General features: G+C 64.9%; 17 protein-coding genes. 9 read left to right on the top strand and 8 right to left on the bottom strand.

The genetic code is table 11. From position 1 onward, the window contains the following. The first annotated feature begins 72 nt into the window (after positions 1-72). From KA712_09235 to KA712_09220, 4 genes are all read left to right on the top strand, one after another. Positions 73-783, top strand: a complete 711-nt coding sequence (locus KA712_09235) for a hypothetical protein (protein MCG5053129.1) — start codon at positions 73-75, stop codon at positions 781-783. A gap of 112 nt (positions 784-895) precedes the next feature. Continuing rightward, a complete protein-coding gene (locus KA712_09230) occupies positions 896-1,621 on the top strand; it encodes a hypothetical protein (protein ID MCG5053128.1) in 726 nt (241 codons plus the stop codon). Then, positions 1,593-2,615, top strand: coding sequence for a hypothetical protein (locus KA712_09225; GenBank protein ID MCG5053127.1), 1,023 nt, complete (start codon positions 1,593-1,595; stop codon positions 2,613-2,615). The genes KA712_09230 and KA712_09225 overlap by 29 nt, the downstream gene beginning before the upstream one ends. Before the next feature lie 141 nt (positions 2,616-2,756). Continuing rightward, positions 2,757-4,343, top strand: coding sequence for an FAD-dependent oxidoreductase (locus tag KA712_09220; GenBank protein MCG5053126.1), 1,587 nt, complete (start codon positions 2,757-2,759; stop codon positions 4,341-4,343). Between the two features lie 24 nt (positions 4,344-4,367). Here the strand turns inward: KA712_09220 and KA712_09215 are convergent, their stop codons facing one another. From KA712_09215 to KA712_09205, 3 genes are all read right to left on the bottom strand, one after another. Next, positions 4,368-5,966 carry a PAS domain-containing sensor histidine kinase gene (locus KA712_09215; GenBank protein ID MCG5053125.1) on the bottom strand — a complete coding sequence of 533 codons (1,599 nt, stop codon included), beginning with the start codon at positions 5,964-5,966 and terminating at the stop codon, positions 4,368-4,370. Positions 5,967-6,052: 86 nt separating this feature from the next. Next, positions 6,053-6,964: a sulfate adenylyltransferase subunit CysD gene (gene cysD, locus KA712_09210; GenBank protein MCG5053124.1), complete on the bottom strand. Its 912-nt coding sequence runs from the start codon at positions 6,962-6,964 to the stop codon at positions 6,053-6,055. 106 nt (positions 6,965-7,070) lie between these two features. Beyond that, positions 7,071-7,868, bottom strand: coding sequence for a glutathione peroxidase (locus KA712_09205; GenBank protein MCG5053123.1), 798 nt, complete (start codon positions 7,866-7,868; stop codon positions 7,071-7,073). 87 nt (positions 7,869-7,955) lie between these two features. Here KA712_09205 and KA712_09200 point away from each other — a divergent pair, with 87 nt between their 5' ends. Then, on the top strand, positions 7,956-8,672 hold the full coding sequence (locus tag KA712_09200; protein ID MCG5053122.1) for an HAD family hydrolase: 717 nt from the start codon (positions 7,956-7,958) through the stop codon (positions 8,670-8,672). On the opposite strand, the gene KA712_09195 is transcribed toward KA712_09200, so the two are convergent. Together KA712_09195 and KA712_09190 are read right to left on the bottom strand one after the other, a co-directional pair. Then, a complete protein-coding gene (locus KA712_09195; protein ID MCG5053121.1) occupies positions 8,627-10,267 on the bottom strand; it encodes a right-handed parallel beta-helix repeat-containing protein in 1,641 nt (546 codons plus the stop codon). The two genes, KA712_09200 and KA712_09195, sit on opposite strands and share 46 nt — an antisense overlap. A gap of 106 nt (positions 10,268-10,373) precedes the next feature. Beyond that, positions 10,374-11,036, bottom strand: a complete 663-nt coding sequence (locus KA712_09190; GenBank protein ID MCG5053120.1) for a hypothetical protein — start codon at positions 11,034-11,036, stop codon at positions 10,374-10,376. A 205-nt stretch (positions 11,037-11,241) separates the two neighbouring features. Here KA712_09190 and KA712_09185 point away from each other — a divergent pair, with 205 nt between their 5' ends. Genes KA712_09185 through KA712_09175 form a run of 3 tightly spaced genes read left to right on the top strand, consistent with a single transcriptional unit; the run spans position 11,242 to position 12,940 of the window. After that, the gene (locus tag KA712_09185) at positions 11,242-11,817 is read left to right on the top strand and encodes a hypothetical protein (protein ID MCG5053119.1); all 576 of its coding nucleotides are present in this window, start codon (positions 11,242-11,244) and stop codon (positions 11,815-11,817) included. Continuing rightward, positions 11,817-12,287: a phage holin family protein gene (locus tag KA712_09180; protein MCG5053118.1), complete on the top strand. Its 471-nt coding sequence runs from the start codon at positions 11,817-11,819 to the stop codon at positions 12,285-12,287. The genes KA712_09185 and KA712_09180 overlap by 1 nt, the downstream gene beginning before the upstream one ends. Beyond that, positions 12,284-12,940: a DUF3618 domain-containing protein gene (locus KA712_09175; protein ID MCG5053117.1), complete on the top strand. Its 657-nt coding sequence runs from the start codon at positions 12,284-12,286 to the stop codon at positions 12,938-12,940. Before KA712_09180 ends, KA712_09175 begins: the two co-directional genes overlap by 4 nt. A gap of 139 nt (positions 12,941-13,079) precedes the next feature. Here KA712_09175 and KA712_09170 read toward each other — a convergent pair whose 3' ends face one another. Beyond that, the gene (locus KA712_09170) at positions 13,080-13,775 is read right to left on the bottom strand and encodes a DUF4142 domain-containing protein (protein MCG5053116.1); all 696 of its coding nucleotides are present in this window, start codon (positions 13,773-13,775) and stop codon (positions 13,080-13,082) included. 202 nt (positions 13,776-13,977) lie between these two features. Here KA712_09170 and KA712_09165 point away from each other — a divergent pair, with 202 nt between their 5' ends. After that, positions 13,978-14,535, top strand: a complete 558-nt coding sequence (locus KA712_09165) for a hypothetical protein (GenBank protein ID MCG5053115.1) — start codon at positions 13,978-13,980, stop codon at positions 14,533-14,535. 58 nt (positions 14,536-14,593) lie between these two features. On the opposite strand, the gene KA712_09160 is transcribed toward KA712_09165, so the two are convergent. Both KA712_09160 and KA712_09155 read right to left on the bottom strand, forming a co-directional pair. Beyond that, positions 14,594-17,731, bottom strand: coding sequence for an efflux RND transporter permease subunit (locus tag KA712_09160; GenBank protein ID MCG5053114.1), 3,138 nt, complete (start codon positions 17,729-17,731; stop codon positions 14,594-14,596). A gap of 7 nt (positions 17,732-17,738) precedes the next feature. Next, on the bottom strand, positions 17,739-18,899 hold the full coding sequence (locus KA712_09155; GenBank protein MCG5053113.1) for an efflux RND transporter periplasmic adaptor subunit: 1,161 nt from the start codon (positions 18,897-18,899) through the stop codon (positions 17,739-17,741). Positions 18,900-19,002 lie beyond the last annotated feature (103 nt).

Below are 19,002 nucleotides of genomic sequence, written 5' to 3'. Positions count from 1 at the left end.
AGGTCGACGCGAAGCTGCGTCCGCAATCGCTGGTTGGGCAAGACAGACCACAGATCAAGGAGAGCCAGACAGATGAAAAAGCGAACCCTGACATCCCTGCTTGCCGGCACGTTGTTGCTGCTGCCCGCCATTTCCATGGCTTCACCCGAAGATCGGGCTGCAGCGGCGCAAGAGCGCCAGGCCGAGCTCGGTGACAAGCTGAAGGACCGCACGGAGAAGCGCGCCGAGGGCGACGCCGACCGTCAGGCCGCAGCCGAGGCCAAGCGCGCCGAGATCGAAGAGAAGATCGCGCAGAAGAAGGCGGAAATCGAAGCCAAAATCGCCGAGCAGAAAGCCGACGTAGAAGCACGTCGGGCCGAGATCGAAGCCAAGATCGCCGCACGCAAGGCGGAGATCGAAGCCAAGATCGCCGAGCACAAGGCCGATGCGGAAGCCAAGATGGCCGAGCACAAGGAGAAGGCCGCGGCCAAGCAGGCCGAAGCCGAGGCCAAGATGGCCGAGTTCGAGGAGAAGGCCGCTGCCAAGCAGGCTGAAGCCGAGGCCAAGATGGCCGAGGCCAAGGAGAAAGCCGCGGCCAAGCAGGCCGAAGCCGAGGCCAAGATGGCCGAGCTCGAGGAGAAGGCCGCTGCCAAGCAGGCTGAGTTCGAGGAGAAGGCCGCTGCCAAGCAAGCCGAGGCCGAGGCCAAGATGGCCGAAGCCAAGGAGAAGGCCGCTGCCAAGCAAGCCGAAGCCGAGGCCAAGAAGGCCGAATGGGAAGCTCGCAAGTCTGAGAACCGCAGCTAATTGGGGACCGGGCTGGGGGGCCTCCCTTCCAGCTTGATCCACGAAACCCCTCTGCGTGCACGCGGAGGGGTTTGCGTCTTTCGAAGTGATTCGTAGGCCGTTCGGGTTATTCATGCGTCGCTGCCTGATCGTTCTCCTCACGCTCTCCCTCTGCCTGGAAGCAACGCCGCGCGCGCGGGCTGCGGATGAAAGCGCCGACGCCCTGTTGGAGCGGGCCCGCGAGGCGCGGAACCAAGGTGATTGCTCGAAAGCCACGGCGCTCGCCAAGCGCGTGCTCCGTCGCGACAAAGACCGCGGCGAAGCCTATCACCTCATGGGGCTCTGCCACCTGGACGCAGGAGATCCCAAGGCTGCGCTGGCCCACTTCGCCCGCGCCAAGCGCCATCGCAACGGCTTGAGCCCTACCCTGCTCGCTTTCGATCGCGCGCGTGCGCTCGAGCTGCAGGGGCGGGACACGAAGGCCGAGCGCCTCTACCTCGAAGCGGCCCGGGACGAGGGGCGCTTGGGAGCGCTCGCAAGCGTCGAACTGGTATTGCTCGCGTTGCGACGCGATGACGTGGTCGCCGCACAGGACTTCTTCGAGATGGCTCTCATGCATCCGGAGAGCCCGCATCTGAAGGACGAATTGGCGCTGGTTGGGATCCAGCTCGAAGACGCCGAGACAGCAAGCAAAGAGCGCGCCCGCCAGGCCAGAGCCGATCGGGCGTCTGCCCGTGCGAGCGGCGAAGAGCGGGCCTCGGCGTTGACGCTCTCCCCCACTCGCAACGGAAGCGGACCGCAGCGACGACGAAGATCGCTGGACGGGGTCCGTGCTCTTGGGCCTCGGGCTGGGCTTTGATAGCAACGTGCAATATCTGCCGCGGACGGGCGATCTCTTCGGGACCGAGCGCCAGGCCTTCGGGGCCGGTGGTGACGCCTACGCGACCGCGGTGGTTGCCCTCGGTGGAACCTTCGCGCCCACGCGTCGCTATGACCTGGCACTCGACTATGCCTTCTTCCAGTTGGCCTACCAGCAGCCGGCATACGATCTCTTCGCCATTCAGGAGCACGCGCTCTCGCTCACCCAGAACGTTCATTTCGGGCGGCGCGTGACTTTGTCGCTGCCAGCGCTCGTGGAGGTCTCGTTCTCGGGGCTGCGCGAAACCTACGAGCTGTTTCAGGTCACGGGCGGCCTTTATCCCGAGCTCTCGTACCGCTGGGCTGGACTGACGCGCACCCGCGTGCAGGTGGGGTGGTCCCGTCGTCGTGTGGTCGACGAAGCCCTGCCTTTTCTCGATGGACAGCGCCAGGAGATCACGCTCACCCAGTCGGTGACGTGGGCCAATTGGCTCTTGAACCTGAGGCTACGCTACCGGCGCGATCTCCTGGGCGTGCGCGTGCAGCCGGGCGCGTTCGCGGCCAGCGACTGCGACGCCTGTAACGACGTCAGCAACATCACGCCCTACAGCCACGACGGGCGCAGCGTCTCGTTGCTGCTCCTATCGCCCTTCGGTAAGCGCGTGCGCTTCAGTGCAAGCGCCACATACGAGGAGCGCCCCTTCCTTCTTCCGAACCGCGTGCGAGGGGAAACGGAACAGGGGAATCGACAGACGCTACGCAGTTGGCGCCGCTTCGACCGACGGCTCTTCCTCGCTCCCACCCTGGCCGTGGGGCTGTGGGACAAGCTGTCCCTGGTCGCGCGCTACACCTATTCACAGAACGTCTCGAACGTGGACGGGACTCGAACGGCCGCCTGTGAAGACTTGGAGGTGGTGTGTCACCCCCTGGATCTCCAAGATCGGAACTACCGCAAGCACGCCGCTTCGCTCGATCTCGAGTATTCCTGGATGTGAACACCCACGCCGGTCAGAGCGGCGCAGCCCTTGCACGCTCTCATCGCAAGAGAGGCGAGATGGCGGCTTGCCTCTCGAGGCGGGGGCGCAGCGAGACGCGCGTGACCTCGGCCGTTTCTTCCCGCCCACGAAAGAGATCCCATGCCGAACTACGCGACGTCACTATGGACGGATGATTCCGAGGTCGCGCCCCGCCATCCCAAGCTCACGGGCCATCGACGCTTCGATGTAGCCATCATCGGTGCGGGCATCACGGGCATCACGGCCACGCTGCTGCTCAAGCGGATGGGCAAGTCCGTCGCGGTCTTGGAGTCGCGCCGGGTGGGCAAGGGCGAGACCAGCAAGACCACCGCCCACCTGACCCAATCGCTCGACACCCGATACCACAGCCTGCTGGACCGCTTCGGGCTCGAAACGACCCGCCTGGTGGCACGCTCCCAGCGGGACGCCATCGAGCGCATCGCGGAGTTCACCACGGAGCTCTCGATCCCTTGCGAATTTGAACGACTTCCGGGCTACCTCTATGCGGCCCAGCGCGCCCACGCCGAGGAGATCGAGCGCGAAGCGGACGCGTGCATGCGCCTGGGCATGGACGTGACCCTCATGGATCACGCGCCTTTGCCCTTCGATACGTTCCGCACCCTGCGCTTCGAGAACCAGGCCAGGTTCCAGCCGCGCCGCTACGTTTTGGCATTGGCCGAACGGATCCCAGGGGACGGCTGTGAGATCTTCGAGGAAACGCAGGTCTTGGACGTGGAAGAGCCCGACCGATGCCGCGTGATCACGGAAGGTGGCGTGCTCACCGCCGACCACGTAATCGTAGCGGCTCACGTCCCCGTCAACGATCGCCTGCGCATGGCCACGAAGATCCCAGCGTACCGCTCGTACGCGCTCGCGGCGCGTTTGCCCACGCCGGACCCGATTGGCCTTTTCTGGGACACGGAAGACCCCTACCACTACATCCGCACGCACGTGACCCAGGATGGCTCGAACATGCTCATCGTCGGGGGGAGCGATCACAAGGTGGGTCAGGAGACCGACACCACCCGGCCCTTCGAGGCGCTCGAACGCTACGTGGAGGGACACTTTGGTCCCTTGCCGATCGAGCAGAGATGGTCGGGTCAGATCATCGATCCCTTGGACGGCCTGGCTTACATCGGTCGCAACCCGCTCTCGCGCCATGTGTACATCGCCACCGGGTTCGCAGGTCAGGGCATGACGATGGGCACGCTCGCCGCCATGATCCTTTCGGACCGCGTGCTGGGTCACAAGAATCGCTATGCGCACACGTACCGGCCTTCGCGGTGGGCGTCATTCGCATCAGCCAAAAAGTTCGTGATGGAGAACGTGGATTTTCCGCTTCACATGCTCCGGGACCGGCTGCGCCCCACCCGCACCAAGCCCGATGATCTACCCGCGGGGGAGGGGGCGCTGCTGGTGCACGAGGGTCGCCAGCTGGCCGTGTACCGGGACCACGCCGGCGCGCTGCACGCGCTGTCGCCCGTGTGTCCGCACATGGGGTGCCTCGTCCATTGGAACGGTGCGGAGAAGAGCTGGGACTGCCCGTGCCATGGCAGCCGCTTCGATACGAGGGGCGCCGTACTGAACGGCCCCGCCACGCGGGCCTTGGCTCCCCAAACACTGGCTGACGACCCGCCGCAGCCGCACGCGCCAACGAACGTCCCCGCGCAAGAGCAAGCACACCCGGGCGCCCACCCGCAACGTTGAACATCCCGGACGCGGCCTCGACGCTCACCTCACGAGCGCGGGGCCCGCTTGCTGCGTCTCAGGAGAGGGACCCGCCGAGGGCAACCAAACCGAGAAGGTGGTGCCGTTGGCATCGCTCGCGCGCAGGGCCACGCGGCCTCCATGCGCCTCGACGAGCTGCTTGACGATGAACAGACCAAGTCCAAGGCTTCTTCCCGGCGTTCGGCTGGCCCCAAAGACTTGTTGCAGCGGCTCGAATATGCGCTGCTGGGCATCAGCGGGAATCGAAGGCCCGGGATTGAAGACGGCGATCTCTGCACCTCCCTCCACGGCCTGCAGCGTGATGACGACGTGCGCATCGCTCGGGCTGAACTTCAAGGCGTTCGAGACCAGGTTGCCCACCACCTGAGCAAGCCGGTCGCCATCGCCCCTCACGCTCACATCGCCCGCGACCTCGAACGCGATCGTGCGCTCGGGGTGACTCATGCGTAGCTCCTCAATGGCGCGCAGACAGACCTCTGCAAGATGGACGGGCTGCAAACGAATCGAGATGCTTCCCCCGAGACGGGCCTGTGAAAAATCGAGCAGATCATCGACGAGACGGCTTGCACGCTGGGAGCTCGAGCGCATGCGAAGGGCCGTGCGTATGGCGGGCTCGGACAAGTCGCCACGTCGAAGCAGAGCTTCGACACCGAACATCACCGCCGTAAGCGGGCTGCGCAGATCGTGACTGACGATGCCGACCAGCTGCTGTTCGAAGAGGGCGCGCCTGCGCAGCTCATCCTCTGCGTCACGCCGATCGGTCACGTCGAAGGCAAACGCCGCGACGCCTTCAACCGTGCCGTCGGCCCCGCGGCGCGGCAGCAACGTCAGGTCGAAAAACATCCTCCTTGGGTTGGGGCCGCCCGTGTCGACCCACGCCTCGATCTCCTGCGCGCGAAACGGGCGCGCCAGGGCGTAGACACCATCCCACGCACGGAAGTGCTCTGCCCCGAGCTCCGGGTATGCTTCATGGTGGGGCTTTCCCGTGGGATCGCGCCCGCCCCACAGTGCCTTGAGCGGCTCCGTGATGAGCTCGATGACGTGCTGGGGGCCGCGGGTGAGGGCCGCGTACGAAGGCATCGTGGCGAAGAGCTCAGACAACACCCGCTGGCTCTCTCGCAGCTGGTCCGCGGCCTCTCTTTGAACCTGGCGCTCGCGGCACCTCGCGTGCGCCTCAGTCGCTTTGGCGAGACCGAACGATACGAAGTCGTTCATCGTCCGATACTCCGTGCCCCGGAGATCCCCGTGTTCGAGCGCGAACTTGACCAGCTCGTCGCGGAGTAGGAGGTACTCCGCCACGAGCGTCTCGAGGGAGATATGAAGCGAAAAGCGCTGCTCCCCGTGCCGCGCGGCCAGCGTGGCGTCATCGAGCGCGGGGCGCCCGGGCTGCCGCAACCGCTCGGCGAGGATGTGCAAGACCTCCGGGAGAGAGTCCATCAGATCCTCTCGAGAGAGTGCCGGCGGGAACTTCAGCTCATGCAGCCTTTCGATCCAACTCTCGACGATCTCGAGTCGGTTTTGCTCGATCAAGTCGGCCAGCACCACCCGCGCCGCGCTTTCCTCGGAACCGCCTCCTGCGTTTGCCCTACTGCGTGGCTCCACTCCTCACCTCACCAAACCATGCCACACCCGCGGGCGGCCGGCTCGCGACCACTTCCAAAAACCGCTCTCAGCGCGAGAAGCCTCTGTTACATGTAGCCGCCGCGTCGAAGCTCTTCCAGGCCGTGTTTTCCGTCCTGCAGACGTCCCGAACGCTCAGCGATGTTGCGCAGACGCCCCGAGCGAAGCTCCACGAGCACCTCCTGGGGATTTTTGGCGTGACTTTCAATCGAGGCCTGGCAGGGCTCACAGCCCAGGCTGCGGTAACGTCGTCCCTGCCCCTGGTCGTAGTAGAGACTCACGGTGGGTATGCGCTCACGCTCGATGTACTCCCAGATCTGCACCTCGGTCCAATCCAAAAGGGGATGAATCCGCACGTGCGTTCCGGGCGCGTAATCCGTCTTGAACTGGTTCCAGAACTCCGGAGGCTGGTCCGCGATGTCCCACAGGTGGTTTTTGTCTCGGGGAGAGAACGTGCGCTCCTTCGAGCGGCTCCCCTCTTCATCGGCCCGTGCCCCGACGATGACGCCCGTATACGGCCCGCGATCCTCGTCTTCGACGTAGGCGGCCGTGGCCTGGTCGAAGCGCCACCTGGTCATGCTGCCATCGAGAGTTCCGCGCAGCGCCTCGCTCTTGAGCCGGGTGCAGCACGCAAAGCGAGTCACCTTGTCGGGATGGTCGTCGGGCAAGTGCTGGGTGGATGGAAAGGTCAAGCCCTTCGCGATGGCCTCGTCGTTACGACCCACGATGAGACGGAGGTTCAGCTCCTTCGCGAGCCGGTCTCGGTACGTCAACATCTCGGGAAGCTCGTAGCCTTCGTCGATGTGAACGAGGGGGAACGGCACGTGACCAAAGAACGCCTTGCGAGCCAACCACAGCAGTACCGTCGAGTCTTTCCCGATGGACCACAGCATGCAGAGGCGCTCGAAGTGGCGGAACGCCTCACGCAGCACATAGACACTTTGTTGCTCGAGCTGTTCGATCCCTCGTGGGGGGGCCATGGTTGGACTCCGTCTTCTCTTCTCGGCGACCGACGCACGTCGGCGCCGGCGGGGGAAGGTTTGGGCGCTTCCCGCCCCCTCGTCGAAGAGATAAAACGGCGTTCAGTCATTCAAAAAACCGATGACACCACCACGAACCGCTGGGGCCTCTGCCCCGTGACTCCCCCCGCCGAGGAAATTCCAAGGCGTGACCTTCCAGGTAGGCCTCGAGATCGTCGCAGCCTCCCACGTACTCACCATCCACGAAGATTTGCGGTGTTGTCTCACGCCCCGAGACCGCCTTGAGGCGCCTTGGATTCGCCGCCACTTCCTCGAACTCGAGCTGACGCTCCTCGAGCAGCGCCCGTGCTCGTTCACAGTACGAGCAACCTTCCCGCCCGAGCATGAAGATGTCAGGGGGGCGTCTTCCCCCAGGATCCAGCCAGTGCAAAACGTTGTCTGCGCTCGAGACCTGATACGGATCGCCAGAGCGTTCGGCTTCCACGAACATCTTCTCGATCACGCCGTCACGAACGACCATGGCATAGCGCCATGACCGTTCGCCCAGACCCTCGGCACGCTTGTCCACGAGCATCCCGAGCTTGCGCGTGAAGTCTCCGTTGCCGTCGGCAAGGAAGGAAAGACGGCTGACCCCCTCGCTCCGTCGCCAGGCTTCGAGCACGTACGGGTCGTTGACGGCGATGCAGAGCAACTCGTCGATCCCCTGCTGCGCAAAGGCGGGCGCCAACTCCTCGAATCTGGGCACGTGCGCAGAGGAGCACGTAGGCGTGAACGCCCCGGGGAGTCCGAAGGCCACGATGCGTTTGCCCGAGAACACAAGCCCCGAGCGGAGAGGCTGCCACGCGCCGTTGCGACCGTGGTTGACCTCGACATCTGGCACTTCCCGCCCTTCCCGACTCTCCATGAGCCAAAGCTACCAGACCTAAGGGCAAACGCCCGCCGTCGGGCATGGCACGCGAGATGCAGCCACGTGGCGAGAGGACGAACAGCCATGACTGACGATCGCGCCGTGATTCTGGATGTAGACGGAACCCTCGTGGACAGTAACGATTTGCACGCGCAGGCGTGGGTCGACGCGTTCTGCGAGGCAGGTCACGAGGTCACCTTCGAGACCGTGCGTCCCCTCATCGGTAAAGGCGGCGACAAGCTGCTCGCCGAGGTTTTGGACGTCGAGGAGAGCTCCGCTCACGGCGAGGCGCTGTCCCGCCGGCGCGACGAGATCTTCCAGGAGCTCTATCTGCCTCAGGTCAGGGCTTTCCCCCGTACCCGCGAGCTGGTCGAACGCATCTGCCAGGCCGGCTACAGGGTCGCCGTGGCCAGTTCGTCGAAGCGGGAGCAGCTGGATGCGCTGCTCACGAGGGCCGGCGTCGCGGATCTCGTGCAGACGTCCACATCGTCCTCCGATGCAGAGCGCTCGAAGCCCGACCCCGACATCGTTGCCGCGGCCCAAGAAAAGCTGGGACTGCCCGCTTCAGCCCTCTGCATGCTGGGCGATACACCCTACGACGTAAAGGCAGCCCAACGGCTGGGTATCGCCACCATCGCTCTACGGTGCGGAGGGTGGTCAGGACCACCCCTGGCCGAAGCGATCGCCGTGTACGAGGATCCTGAAGACCTCCTGGCCCACTTCGACGAGTCGCCCCTCGGCATACGCAGCCAGCCTCATGAGGCCGGCGAGAACGGCACCTCCTGGTTTCGGTCGAGCTGAAGGGGCGTCTTGACCTCAGTGACCTCGATGAAGCCCCCGTGGGCGACCTGCACCCGGGAGTCCACGACGGAGACCTCGTGGCCGTCACGAAAGCACAAGGCTGCATCGCGCGCCGGATGGGCGGCTCGCCCGGAGAGCCGCGCCACGGAGACCCTTCCGAAGCGCTCCGCCACCAGCGCCGGACCATAAAAATCGATCACGTCATCGTCCCAGGACAGGTCGAAGCGATCAACGGAAAGCCGGCTCACGTGACGCGCGAACAGACCGGGGATCTCATGAGCAAAGAGATTGAGCCGCGGGTCTTTGGCAAGCCGAAGGTCGAAGTTGCCGCCGTAGGACGCCGCCAGAGGATCCCGGCGCACATGCATCTCGATGTCGCGGAACGAGAGCGACTCGATTTCGCTTTGCGGATCACCCCAAGCCACGATGCCAGCCGGTGACCGGGCTTGGATGCCCTGGAAACGCACGCCGCGCACGCGGCCCAAGCCAGTGGCCTCTTCGTCCCAAGGCACCACCGAGACGTGTATCGGCTCGCCCTTGCCCCACCAGCGTCCCGTCATCAAGCGCGTGTGCACCACGCAATCCGAAAAGGAAACGTCCTCGACGTCTCCCGCGCCGCGCACGAAGACCCCCAAGCCGCGGTTCGCATCGTCGATGACCAGGTTCGAGAAGGTACAGCCCCGAGTGGCTGCAGGGCCGTCGTAGCCAACCCTCACCGCCGTGGAACGCGTGCGAAGCCAGCAGTTGGTCATGGTCACGCCCGAAGATCCGAAGAGCGCCACACAGTCGTCGCCCGTCTCGATGTGACAGTCCGAGATGCGAACGCTCTCACATTCCTGCAGGTCGATACCATCGTCGTTGGGAATCTTGAGACCGGCGGCGCGGCTGTTCACATCAAGGCCCCTCAGCACCACATCGCGGCACTTCGACAGGCGCACGTTCCAGGTGGAAGAGTTCTGAATGGTGATGCCTTCGATGCGAACGTTGCGGCAGTCATGCAGGCGAAGCACGTTGCCGGGTCTGTTCTCTCCCTTGCGGTAGGGCCCATCGGAGAACGGAACGTCCGACAGAAAGGCAGAACCCTGCCGCGTCAGCTCTGGCAGGTGATCGCTCCCCTTATGGGACAGATCATCCGTCGTGAAAGCGAGAGAGGCCCCATCGAGGGTACCTCGTCCCAGAATCGCGATCGTCTCGGCCCCAAACGCCGTCAACAAGCCCGCTCGGGATGAATCGCCACGATAGGGGTCGATGCGCTCCGGATAGTCAGCAACCTGGGTCGACCCCTGCAAGGTCGCGCCGGCGTCCAGGTAAAGCGTGGTCCGGCTCTCGAGGCGCAGTGGGCCCACCCGATACGTTCCCGCCGGTACCCAGACCGTTCCGCCACCGGCACGGCCACATGCGGCCAGCGCCTGCGCCACGGCCGACGTGTCGTCAGTTTGCCCATCGCCCCGCGCCCCAAAACGGGTCACGTCGAACACCGGGGCCCCCTCACGCGCCCCCCCATGGGCACACCCCCACAACGGCGCGGCTGCGAGGCCCTTGAGCACGAGGCGACGCTCCCAAAGAGACCCGAACGACATGGCTTTTGGCGGCATGCTTCCAACGTCTTCCCAGACGCGGCCGGGCGCCCTGGACGAATGTCAAATGAACCGACGTGAACCGCAGAACACACGAGGCCGCCCGCCTCGACGGTGGCCTTCGTCACTCGTCGTCCCTAGCCCCTCGGCCGCGCGTGCCGCTCGCCCCTTCGCTTTCGTGAACGATTTCACTGACCCAGAGCGTGTCGCCGATCCGCTGCGCCGTGACGTTCACCCGCTGACCGGTGCGAAGCGCCTGCAACTCGGCGGGGTGGGCCTGGAGGTGAATGCCCCCCTGCCCCGTCGTGCTGGTGATCGTGAACGCCCCGTCGGCCTTGTCCAGCGCTTCGATGCGGCCTGAAAAGCGCGCCAGGCGGCCGAACGCCTCCAGAGGCTGGCCTCGCAAGGCGTTCGTCAGCCAACGATCGCCTCCGTGCTTGGAGAACGTCGCGGTGAAGACTTCTCCTTGTCGGAGCCCGGCGATCTGGAACGGCTTCGCCTGCAGCACGATGCGTCCTTGGTTGGTCGCGAGGGCGAAGCGCCCTTCGGCTCGACTGACGCTCTCGACCACGCCACGCACCTGACGAGTTAAATCCCCAGGCCCATCGAGCGGCCCGGACCCCTGCTCCCGAGCTTCGCCTGCGCCGCCCTCCGCCTCCGTGGGGTAAACGACGGTGTCTTGGGGTGCCGTGTTGAACCCACGCTCGGCCGTTCGCGCAGACGATACACCTTCCTCGGGCTCTCGGTTGGCCCTGCAGGCCACGAGCATCACTGCCCCTGACATCACGAAGAACCTCCAGGACGGCAACCGTGATTTTTGTATCTCGTTCATCGTGCGTCGTCTTTCCCAGGTCTATCGAGGTGGGTCACTTCCGGCTTCAACGTCCTGCAAGCCAAGGACCTGATTCCGCTTTGGGCGCTGAGGGCGCACTCAGCAGCTCTGGCGAGGCATGTGCCTTGCACCCAATCGCGTCCAACATGGGGAGGCAAGCATGACGGATGAATCAGACGCTCTGAGGAGCAAAGTCGACGACACGAAGAACCAGGTCTCGTCTGCAGCCAGCGAGGCCAAAAGCCAGGTCCAGGAGAAGGCAAGTGCCCTATCAGACCGGGTCAAGGAGGATGCCTCTGAGGCGGTTTCGGAGAAGAAACGTACGTTCGCACACGAGCTGGGCATGCTCGGGCAAGCCATCGATCGCTCAGCCGAACACGTTGATGAACACAGCGTACTCAAGAGCCCGTTACACCAGGCGGCCCGGTTCCTGGGCGATGCTTCGCGATCGATCGAGTCGCGCGGCGCCGGCCAGATCTTGTCTTCGCTCGAGGACTTTGGACGAAGGCAGCCCACGACGATGTTCGGCGTTGCCCTGGTGGCGGGATTCCTTGCAACACGCGTTCTGCGCAGCGGACGCGAAGAGCAGGACGCCGACCTCCGAGGTGAGCCCGAACACGACACTGACGACCAGGATGCCGCGCTCGAGCCACCCGAGACATCTTTCGGAGGCCGCCCCAGCCTTGGAAACGAAGCGCCGCTGCCCCGTGCATTCACGGATGAAAGGAGGCCATGATGGCCACTGCAAGAGATGACACTGGTGAGACGAAGATCGGGTCAGTGAGGCCCTACGAGAGCCCTGGAAACGAAAGAACGGAGATTGAGCGCAACGGTCACTCCTTCATGGGTCTGGTGCGGGAACTGCTGCGAGAGTCGGAAGCTCTGGTCAGGGCAGAAGCCGACCTCCTTCGCACGGAGTTCTCTGAGAACATCACGCAAGCCCAACGAGGTATAGGCGCGATGATCACGGGGGGCGCCGTGCTCTTCGCGGGTCTGCTGGTCCTCCTGGCGGCCGCCGTATTCGCCCTGGCTCAAGTGATCTCGATCCCCTGGGCTGCGCTCCTCGTCGGGAGCGCGGTGGCGATCATCGGGGGCATCATGATCGCGGGTGGGCGTTCGAGGGTCACGGCCGAGAAGCTCAAGCCCCACCGGACCATCGCCGACCTCAAGGCAGATCGGGACTTCGTCAAGGAGAGGGCGTCATGACCTACGAACAGTATGTGAAAGGGAACGGCAAAGACAGGAGCTCTGAAGAGATCCAGAGCGACCTCGGCGAGATTCGTGACGAGATCACCCACACCCTCGACAGTCTTTCCCAGCGGCTGAGGCCGGGGGAGATGTTGCAAGAGGCGCTCCGTTCGTTTCAGGAGGGAGGTGGTGGCCGCTTCACGCACAACCTGTCGCGCGCCGTGCAGGAAAACCCTGTTCCGCTGGCCATGATCGCAGCGGGATTCGGGTATCTCATCTATTCGGACGCGCAGCAGCGAAAAACGGGACGCAGCGAAGGCGAAGGCGAATACGAAAGCGGTGGCACATCCACGGGCGCCCAGGCCAAGGACACCGCCCGGCGGCTTGGTAACGCCGCGAAGGGTGGCGTGCAGGCTGCTGGGGAGCGGATGAACGAGGCCAAAGAGAGACTCGGCGAGGCGTCCGCGAAGGCCGGGGCCCGCGTACGTTCGGCACGAGACTACGGACAGACGCTGTTGCACGATCAGCCCTTGGTGCTTGCGGGCCTGGGCTTGGCCATCGGCGCAGCCGTGGCCGGACTTGCGCCTCTTTCGCGTCGCGAGGACGAGACCCTGGGGAAAGCGGGGCGAAAGGGACGGAAGGGGGCACACAGAAGCGTCGAGAGCAGGTGATGCCATGGTGTTCGTGGGCGGGCATCACCTCCGCTCTCGACGTCTTCGTGCGGGTGTGTCGTCGCCGACGATGTGGGGCAGCGGGTGTCACGGCTCACCAGCGAACGATCCGCAGGTGAGCCGTCACGTCGTTCACGAATCAGTTCGCGTCGGCCCCCGCGTCACCAACCCCGCCGTCCGGACGCCGCTCATCCACCAGCTGTTGGGCGGCCATGAGGTGCCCCGACACCTCCACGAAGAACATCTCGAGCGTCGCTTTGAGCGATGGATTTCGCGCAGCTGGAATCAAGGTATTCATCAACAGGTTGCGAGAGAATTGGTGAGCCCCGATCTGACTTTGCAGGTAAACCGTATCGAAGGAAGCCGCAGGGGTTATCTGCAGCTGATCGACCACCGTGGCGCCTCCGATCTGGACTTGCTGGCTAAGTGCACTCGGCGTCGGGGTGATCGCCGCCGTTTGCAGCACGGTCGCCAGGCGCATCTGTGCCGCCGTATGCTCATTGATCATCAACTGGGCATAGTTGCGCACCTGCGTGCTTTGCGCGCGGGCCAGCGCCACCATGGCTGCGTTGATCTCGCCCGTATTGATGGCCGCAGCTACGGCCGCGACCTCCGCATCGTCGAGCGCCATGGCATCACCGCCTTGGCTGTCTCTTGCGGCGTCGAAGACCGCTCCGTCCCGAACCGCTGCATCCGCTCCCGCGTCTGTCGTCACGTCCTCCTCGTCGTCGTCGTCATCATCATCATCGCACGCTGACCACGTTAGACCCAGAACGGCTAAAAGCGCGCCCCAGAGCCACGATGGCACCACCAGACTTCGTCGTTTGCTTGTCATGTAACCTCCTCGCCGGCAGAAACGCTGGCACGCGGCGCGTTTGCAAGGATGGTGCTCACCTCCTGAAGTCCCCAAAGGCCCTCGGTTTTACCGCCAGACACGCGAGAGCCGTGCACGTTTGGTAACGACGTCACGGCGCCCGTCGCCCCGGCTGGCGGGGCACGGGATCTGCAAAGCCTCCGCGCCGGAGGATTCATTGCACATGGCAACACTTTCGACTGCAGCTTGGGTGTTTCACGATCTGGGAATCGCCGCCGGCCTCGGAGGCACACTGTTCGGCCGCATGGCCATGCACCCCGCTACCCGCTACGTCTCGGAGAAGGAAGAGCGCGGCCGGCTGGTCCAGGACGCCTGGCGCCGCTTCAATCGTCTACACGTCCTCACGGCCAGCGTCGTCGGGTTGACCTGGATCGCAGGCCGCCTTTCAGTCTCGGGACGTGCCCTGGGCCGGGGCCCCCGCGCCTTGGTGCTGGCCAAGGATGCCCTGGTGGCCGCCGGGGTCCTCACCACGTTCGGCTCGGCCATCGCCGGTCGCCGGCTTGCCGCTCAGGCTCCCTCGGGAGGCGTGCCCGTCGAAAACGACGGGTACACGGTCTCTCCCGAAGCCTCGCGTAAAGCCAAGCGGCTCAGCCGCGTGGTGAGCACGCTCGGCGCAACGGATCTGCTCGTGGGCATCGGCATCGCGACCCTCACCACCATTTTGGCCATGAAGGCCGGACAGTCGAGCCGCTGGAGCGTCATCTCCCGCGCCCTCCCCTGACCACGATGAACGGGGGGACGGAACGCAGCGCGCGTTTCGTCCCCGGGGCCGCGAGGCTTCACGCGCCCGATGCAGGGCTCGTCATGAGGCCCACGGCCCGGCCCTCTTCAGCGCGGGCCGCCTCGGCCGCGCGCGCCTTGGATTGATCGCGGGCCACCAAGACGTATACGGAGGGAACCACGAAGAGCGTAAAGATCGTTCCGATCGTCATGCCACCCACCAGCACGATGCCGATCGAGTTACGGGCCACGGCCCCGGCCCCGCTCACCAGCGTGAGGGGAAAGTGACCCACCACCGTGGCCATCGTGGTCATCAAGATGGGCCTGAGGCGCGTGGTGGCGGCGTCACGCACGGCCTCGAGCTTGCTGAAGCCCTCCGACTGTCTCACGTTGGCAAACTCCACGATGAGGATGCCGTTCTTCGCCACGAGGCCCACCAGCGTTACCAGGCCCACCTGAGAGTAGATGTTGAGCGTGGTGGTCCAGCCCTCCGTGAGACCGAAGGACAACCCCGGTGGCCCGGCAAACTTGAGGAAGGTGAACACCAGGGCGCCAAACATCGCCAAAGGCACCGAGCCCGCCAAGATCACGAAAGGGTCCCGGAACGAGTTGAACTGAGCCGCCAGCACCAAGAAGATGAGCACGATCGCCAGCCCCATGGCCGGCAGGAACTTCCCGCTTTCCTGCCGCAGCTGCCGCGATTCGCCCGTGTAATCTATCCGGTATCCCGGCGGGAGTGTCCGGGCGGCGGCGTCCTCCAGCACCTTGAGTCCTGCATCGAGCGAGCGCGGCGCCACGCCGGAGATCTTCACGGCATTGAGCTGCTGAAAGCGATTGAGCGTTCGGGGCTCCACGCCGTCCTTCAGAGTGGCCACAGCGGACAGCGGCATCAACGTGCCGTTCGGCCCGGTCACGTGGATGTCTTGCAGTTGCGCGGGCGTGAGCCGGCCCGCACGCTCCACCTGGGCAATGACCTTGTAGCTCCGGCCCGCAAGGCTGAACCGGTTGATGAAGTTGCCCCCCAGCATCGTGGAAAGGTCGTTGCCAATCTGCTGCATGCTGAGGCCCATCGAGGCGATCTTTTCACGATCGAGCACCACCTCGGACTTCGCCTGGTCGAGGCGCACGTCGGTCACCGGTGGGAACGCAAACTGCCCGCTCTCGGTGGCCGCTTGCACCAATTGCTGGGCATAGCGCACGATCTCTTCGTGGTCCGCCGTCGACGAGATGACGAACTCCACCGGGAAGGTCCCTGGGCTCGGCAACGCGGGAGGCAGAAACACAGGCGCCCGCACACCCGGGTTCATCGACAGCTTGCCGAACACCTCGGGCTGGATCTCGAAAATGGTGCGCTCTCGCTCATCCCAGGGGCGTACGATGAGGCCGCCGAAGCCGCCGTTCGGGAAGGTGATCTGAAAGCTGTGGTCGAACTCCGGCGTCGACATGAACACTTCGTTCACGGACTCGGTAAACGGGGTCAACTGCTCCAAGGTCGCGTTGGCTGGCACGTCCACGGCGCCAAACACCACCCCCTGGTCCTCGTTGGGCGCAAGCTCGACGGGAGACAACAGGTAAAGCGGCACCACCAGCAGCGAAAGTCCCCCCCAGACGATGTACACCGCGGGCCGGGCGCGCAGCGTGGCGTCCAGGAACCGGCCATAGCGCTTGCGTATGCCATCGAAGCCGCGGTCGATGGCCCCACTCAACCGCGAGTGTTGCTTCGGCTTGAGCAGCTGTGACGCCATCATCGGCGAGAGCGTCAGCGCCACCACACCCGAGATGAAGACAGCACCGGCCAGGGTAAACGCAAACTCGCGGAACAGGGCGCCCGTGAGGCCGCCTTGAAATCCGATCGGCGTGTAAACCGCGGCCAAGGTGATTGTCATCGCGACGATCGGGCCCACCAGCTCGCGCGCCCCCACGATAGCGGCCTGAAAGGGCGTCCTGCCCGCCCGCATGTTCCGCTCCACGTTCTCCACCACCACGATCGCGTCGTCCACCACCAAGCCCACGGCAAGCACGATGGCCAGCAGGGTCAGCAGGTTCAAGGTGAAGCCCAGCACCTGCATCAAAAACACGGCGCCGATGAGCGAAACGGGAATGGCCACCAGGGGCACCAGCACTGTCCGGAATGAGCCCAGGAAGAGAAAGATGACGATGATCACGATGCCCACCGTCTCGAGCAGCGTGGAGCGCACCTCCGTAATCGCGCTCTGGATGTACTTCGTGGAATCGAAGGCGATGCTCGCATCGAGCCCCGAGGGCAGCTCCTGCTGCAGCAGTCCCATCTCCGTGCGCACACGCTCGATCACATCCAGCGAGTTGGCCGTGGGCAGGACCCACACGCCCATGAAAACGGCTTTTTCACCGGAGAACCGCACGTCCTGTTCGTAAGTGTCGGCGCCCAGCACCACGTCCGCAACGTCTTCCAGCCGCACCAGGGCTCCCTCTTGTTGGCGGATGACCAGCTTCTTGAACTCGTCCACGGTGCTGACATCGGTGGTGGCCGTGAGATTCCGTTGCATGTACGTGCCCTTGGTCTGCCCCACCGCCGCGAGAAAGTTGTTGGCGGCCAGAGCTTGGCGTACTTGCGACGGGCTGACGTTCAAGGCGGCCATGCGGTCTGGCTTGAGCCAGGCGCGCAGCGCGAACGTGCGGCCACCCAGGATGTCCGCCCTCTGCACCCCTTCGATGGCCGAAAGGCGCGGCTGAACGACGCGGATGAGGTAATCCGTCACCTGGTTCTGCTCAAGCACCCGTGAGCTGAAGCTCAAGTACATGGCCGCAAAGACAGAGTCAGACGGCTCGAGCGCGATGGCCGGCACCTCGGCCTCGGGCGGCAGATCACCCCGCACCTGGTTCACGCGCGCGCTGATGTCGGCCAGCGCGTTCGGAGCATTGAAGTTGAGCTTGAGTCGGGCATTAATCGTCGAGAGCCCCTGGTCGCTCTGCGATTCGATGTAGTCGATGCCGTCGGCGGCAGCGATCGACCGCTCGAGCGGCGTGGTGATGAAGCCACGGACCAGGTCGGCGCTGGCGCCCACGTAGGGTGTGCGGACCGTGATCGTCGCGCTCTCGAGCTTGGGGTACTGCCGCACGTTGAGCGTGCGGATGGCCTGCAGCCCGGCGATGACGATCACCAGATTGACGACGACCGCCAGGACCGGACGACGAACGAAAATGTCGGTGAAGCGCATCGGCAACTCACCGGTTTGCGGGGCGCGGGCTCGTCGACGGGTCGAGCTTGACGTCGTTGTTCACCACGATGGGCACCCCGTTGTGAAGCTTGAACGCGCCCAGCGACACCACCACTTCTCCGCCCGTAAGGCCATCCTCGATCGCCACGAAGTCTCCCCGGGCACTTCCCACCCGCACGAACTGCTGCCGCGCCACCTTGACGGGGTTGCCGTCAGGCCCCTTCACGGCCACACCCTTGTCGTCTTTTTTATCCTCCACCACGAAGAGCGAGTCTCCGTAGGGCGCGTGCACGATGGCCGTGGCAGGCACGGTGACCACCGGCTCCCGATCGGGCATCACCACGGAGACGTTCACGAACATGCCGGGTTGTAGCCGCTCCTGTGCGTTGTCCAGGGAGGCGCGCAGGCGCAAGCTGCGCGTGCGGTCGTCGAGGTTGGGATCAATCGCCGCGATTTTCCCGCTCAGCGGGGCCTCTCCGGGCGCGGCACCCGCAACCGTCACGTTCACCACGGCCCCCACCTCCACGTCCCCGGCCTGTTGCTGAGGCAAGGTGAAATCGACGTAGACCGAGCCCAAGGACTCGAGCACGGTGAGTGACGTTCCAGGCGTCAGGTACTGGCCCAGGTTCACCTGCCGAATGCCCAAGCGGCCCCCGAAGGGCGCCCGCACCGTCTTCTTCGCAATCTGTGCCCTGAGCGCCGCCACGTCCGCGGCGGCGGTGTTCAGCTGCGCGTCTTCGGACTCACGCTGCGCCTGCGTGGCGGCGCCGCCCTCGACCAGCTTCCGTGTACGCGCCGCAGACGCCGTGGCCAGCTCCAGGCGCGCCTGGGCCGCCGCCAGCTGAGCCTGCTCGACGCTGCTATCCAGCTCGACCAGCACCTGCCCCGGCTTGACCCGCGCGCCCGACTCGAAGCGGATTGCCTTGACCACCCCCGGCACTTCGTTGGCGATGGTCACGCCCCGAGCCGCAGCCACGCTGCCCACCGCCGAAAGAGCGCCCTGCCAGGCGTTTTTCCCCGCGACAGCCGTACCCACGGCTTCAGGAGGTGGACCGGCTTGTTGAGCCGCCTCCCCGAATTGAATGAGGGTGGAGATCTGCCTGTATTTGATCCCGGCCAGGCCGGTGATGAGGACCAGGAGCACCCCCACCGCGACGACGTACCGCATGCGGGCATGAGATGACACTCCAGGGGGAACGTTTCAAGGATGTGCGAGAAAGTCACCAAACAACCGACCTGACGCGTCCAGGCAGCGCGCACCTGGAGTGTTT

The organism is Myxococcales bacterium (assembly GCA_022184915.1).
GTDB lineage: Bacteria > Myxococcota_A > Polyangia > Fen-1088 > Fen-1088 > JAGTJU01.
The sequence above is the reverse complement of the archived record's forward strand: the minus strand, read 5'-3'. Positions and strand labels throughout refer to the sequence as shown.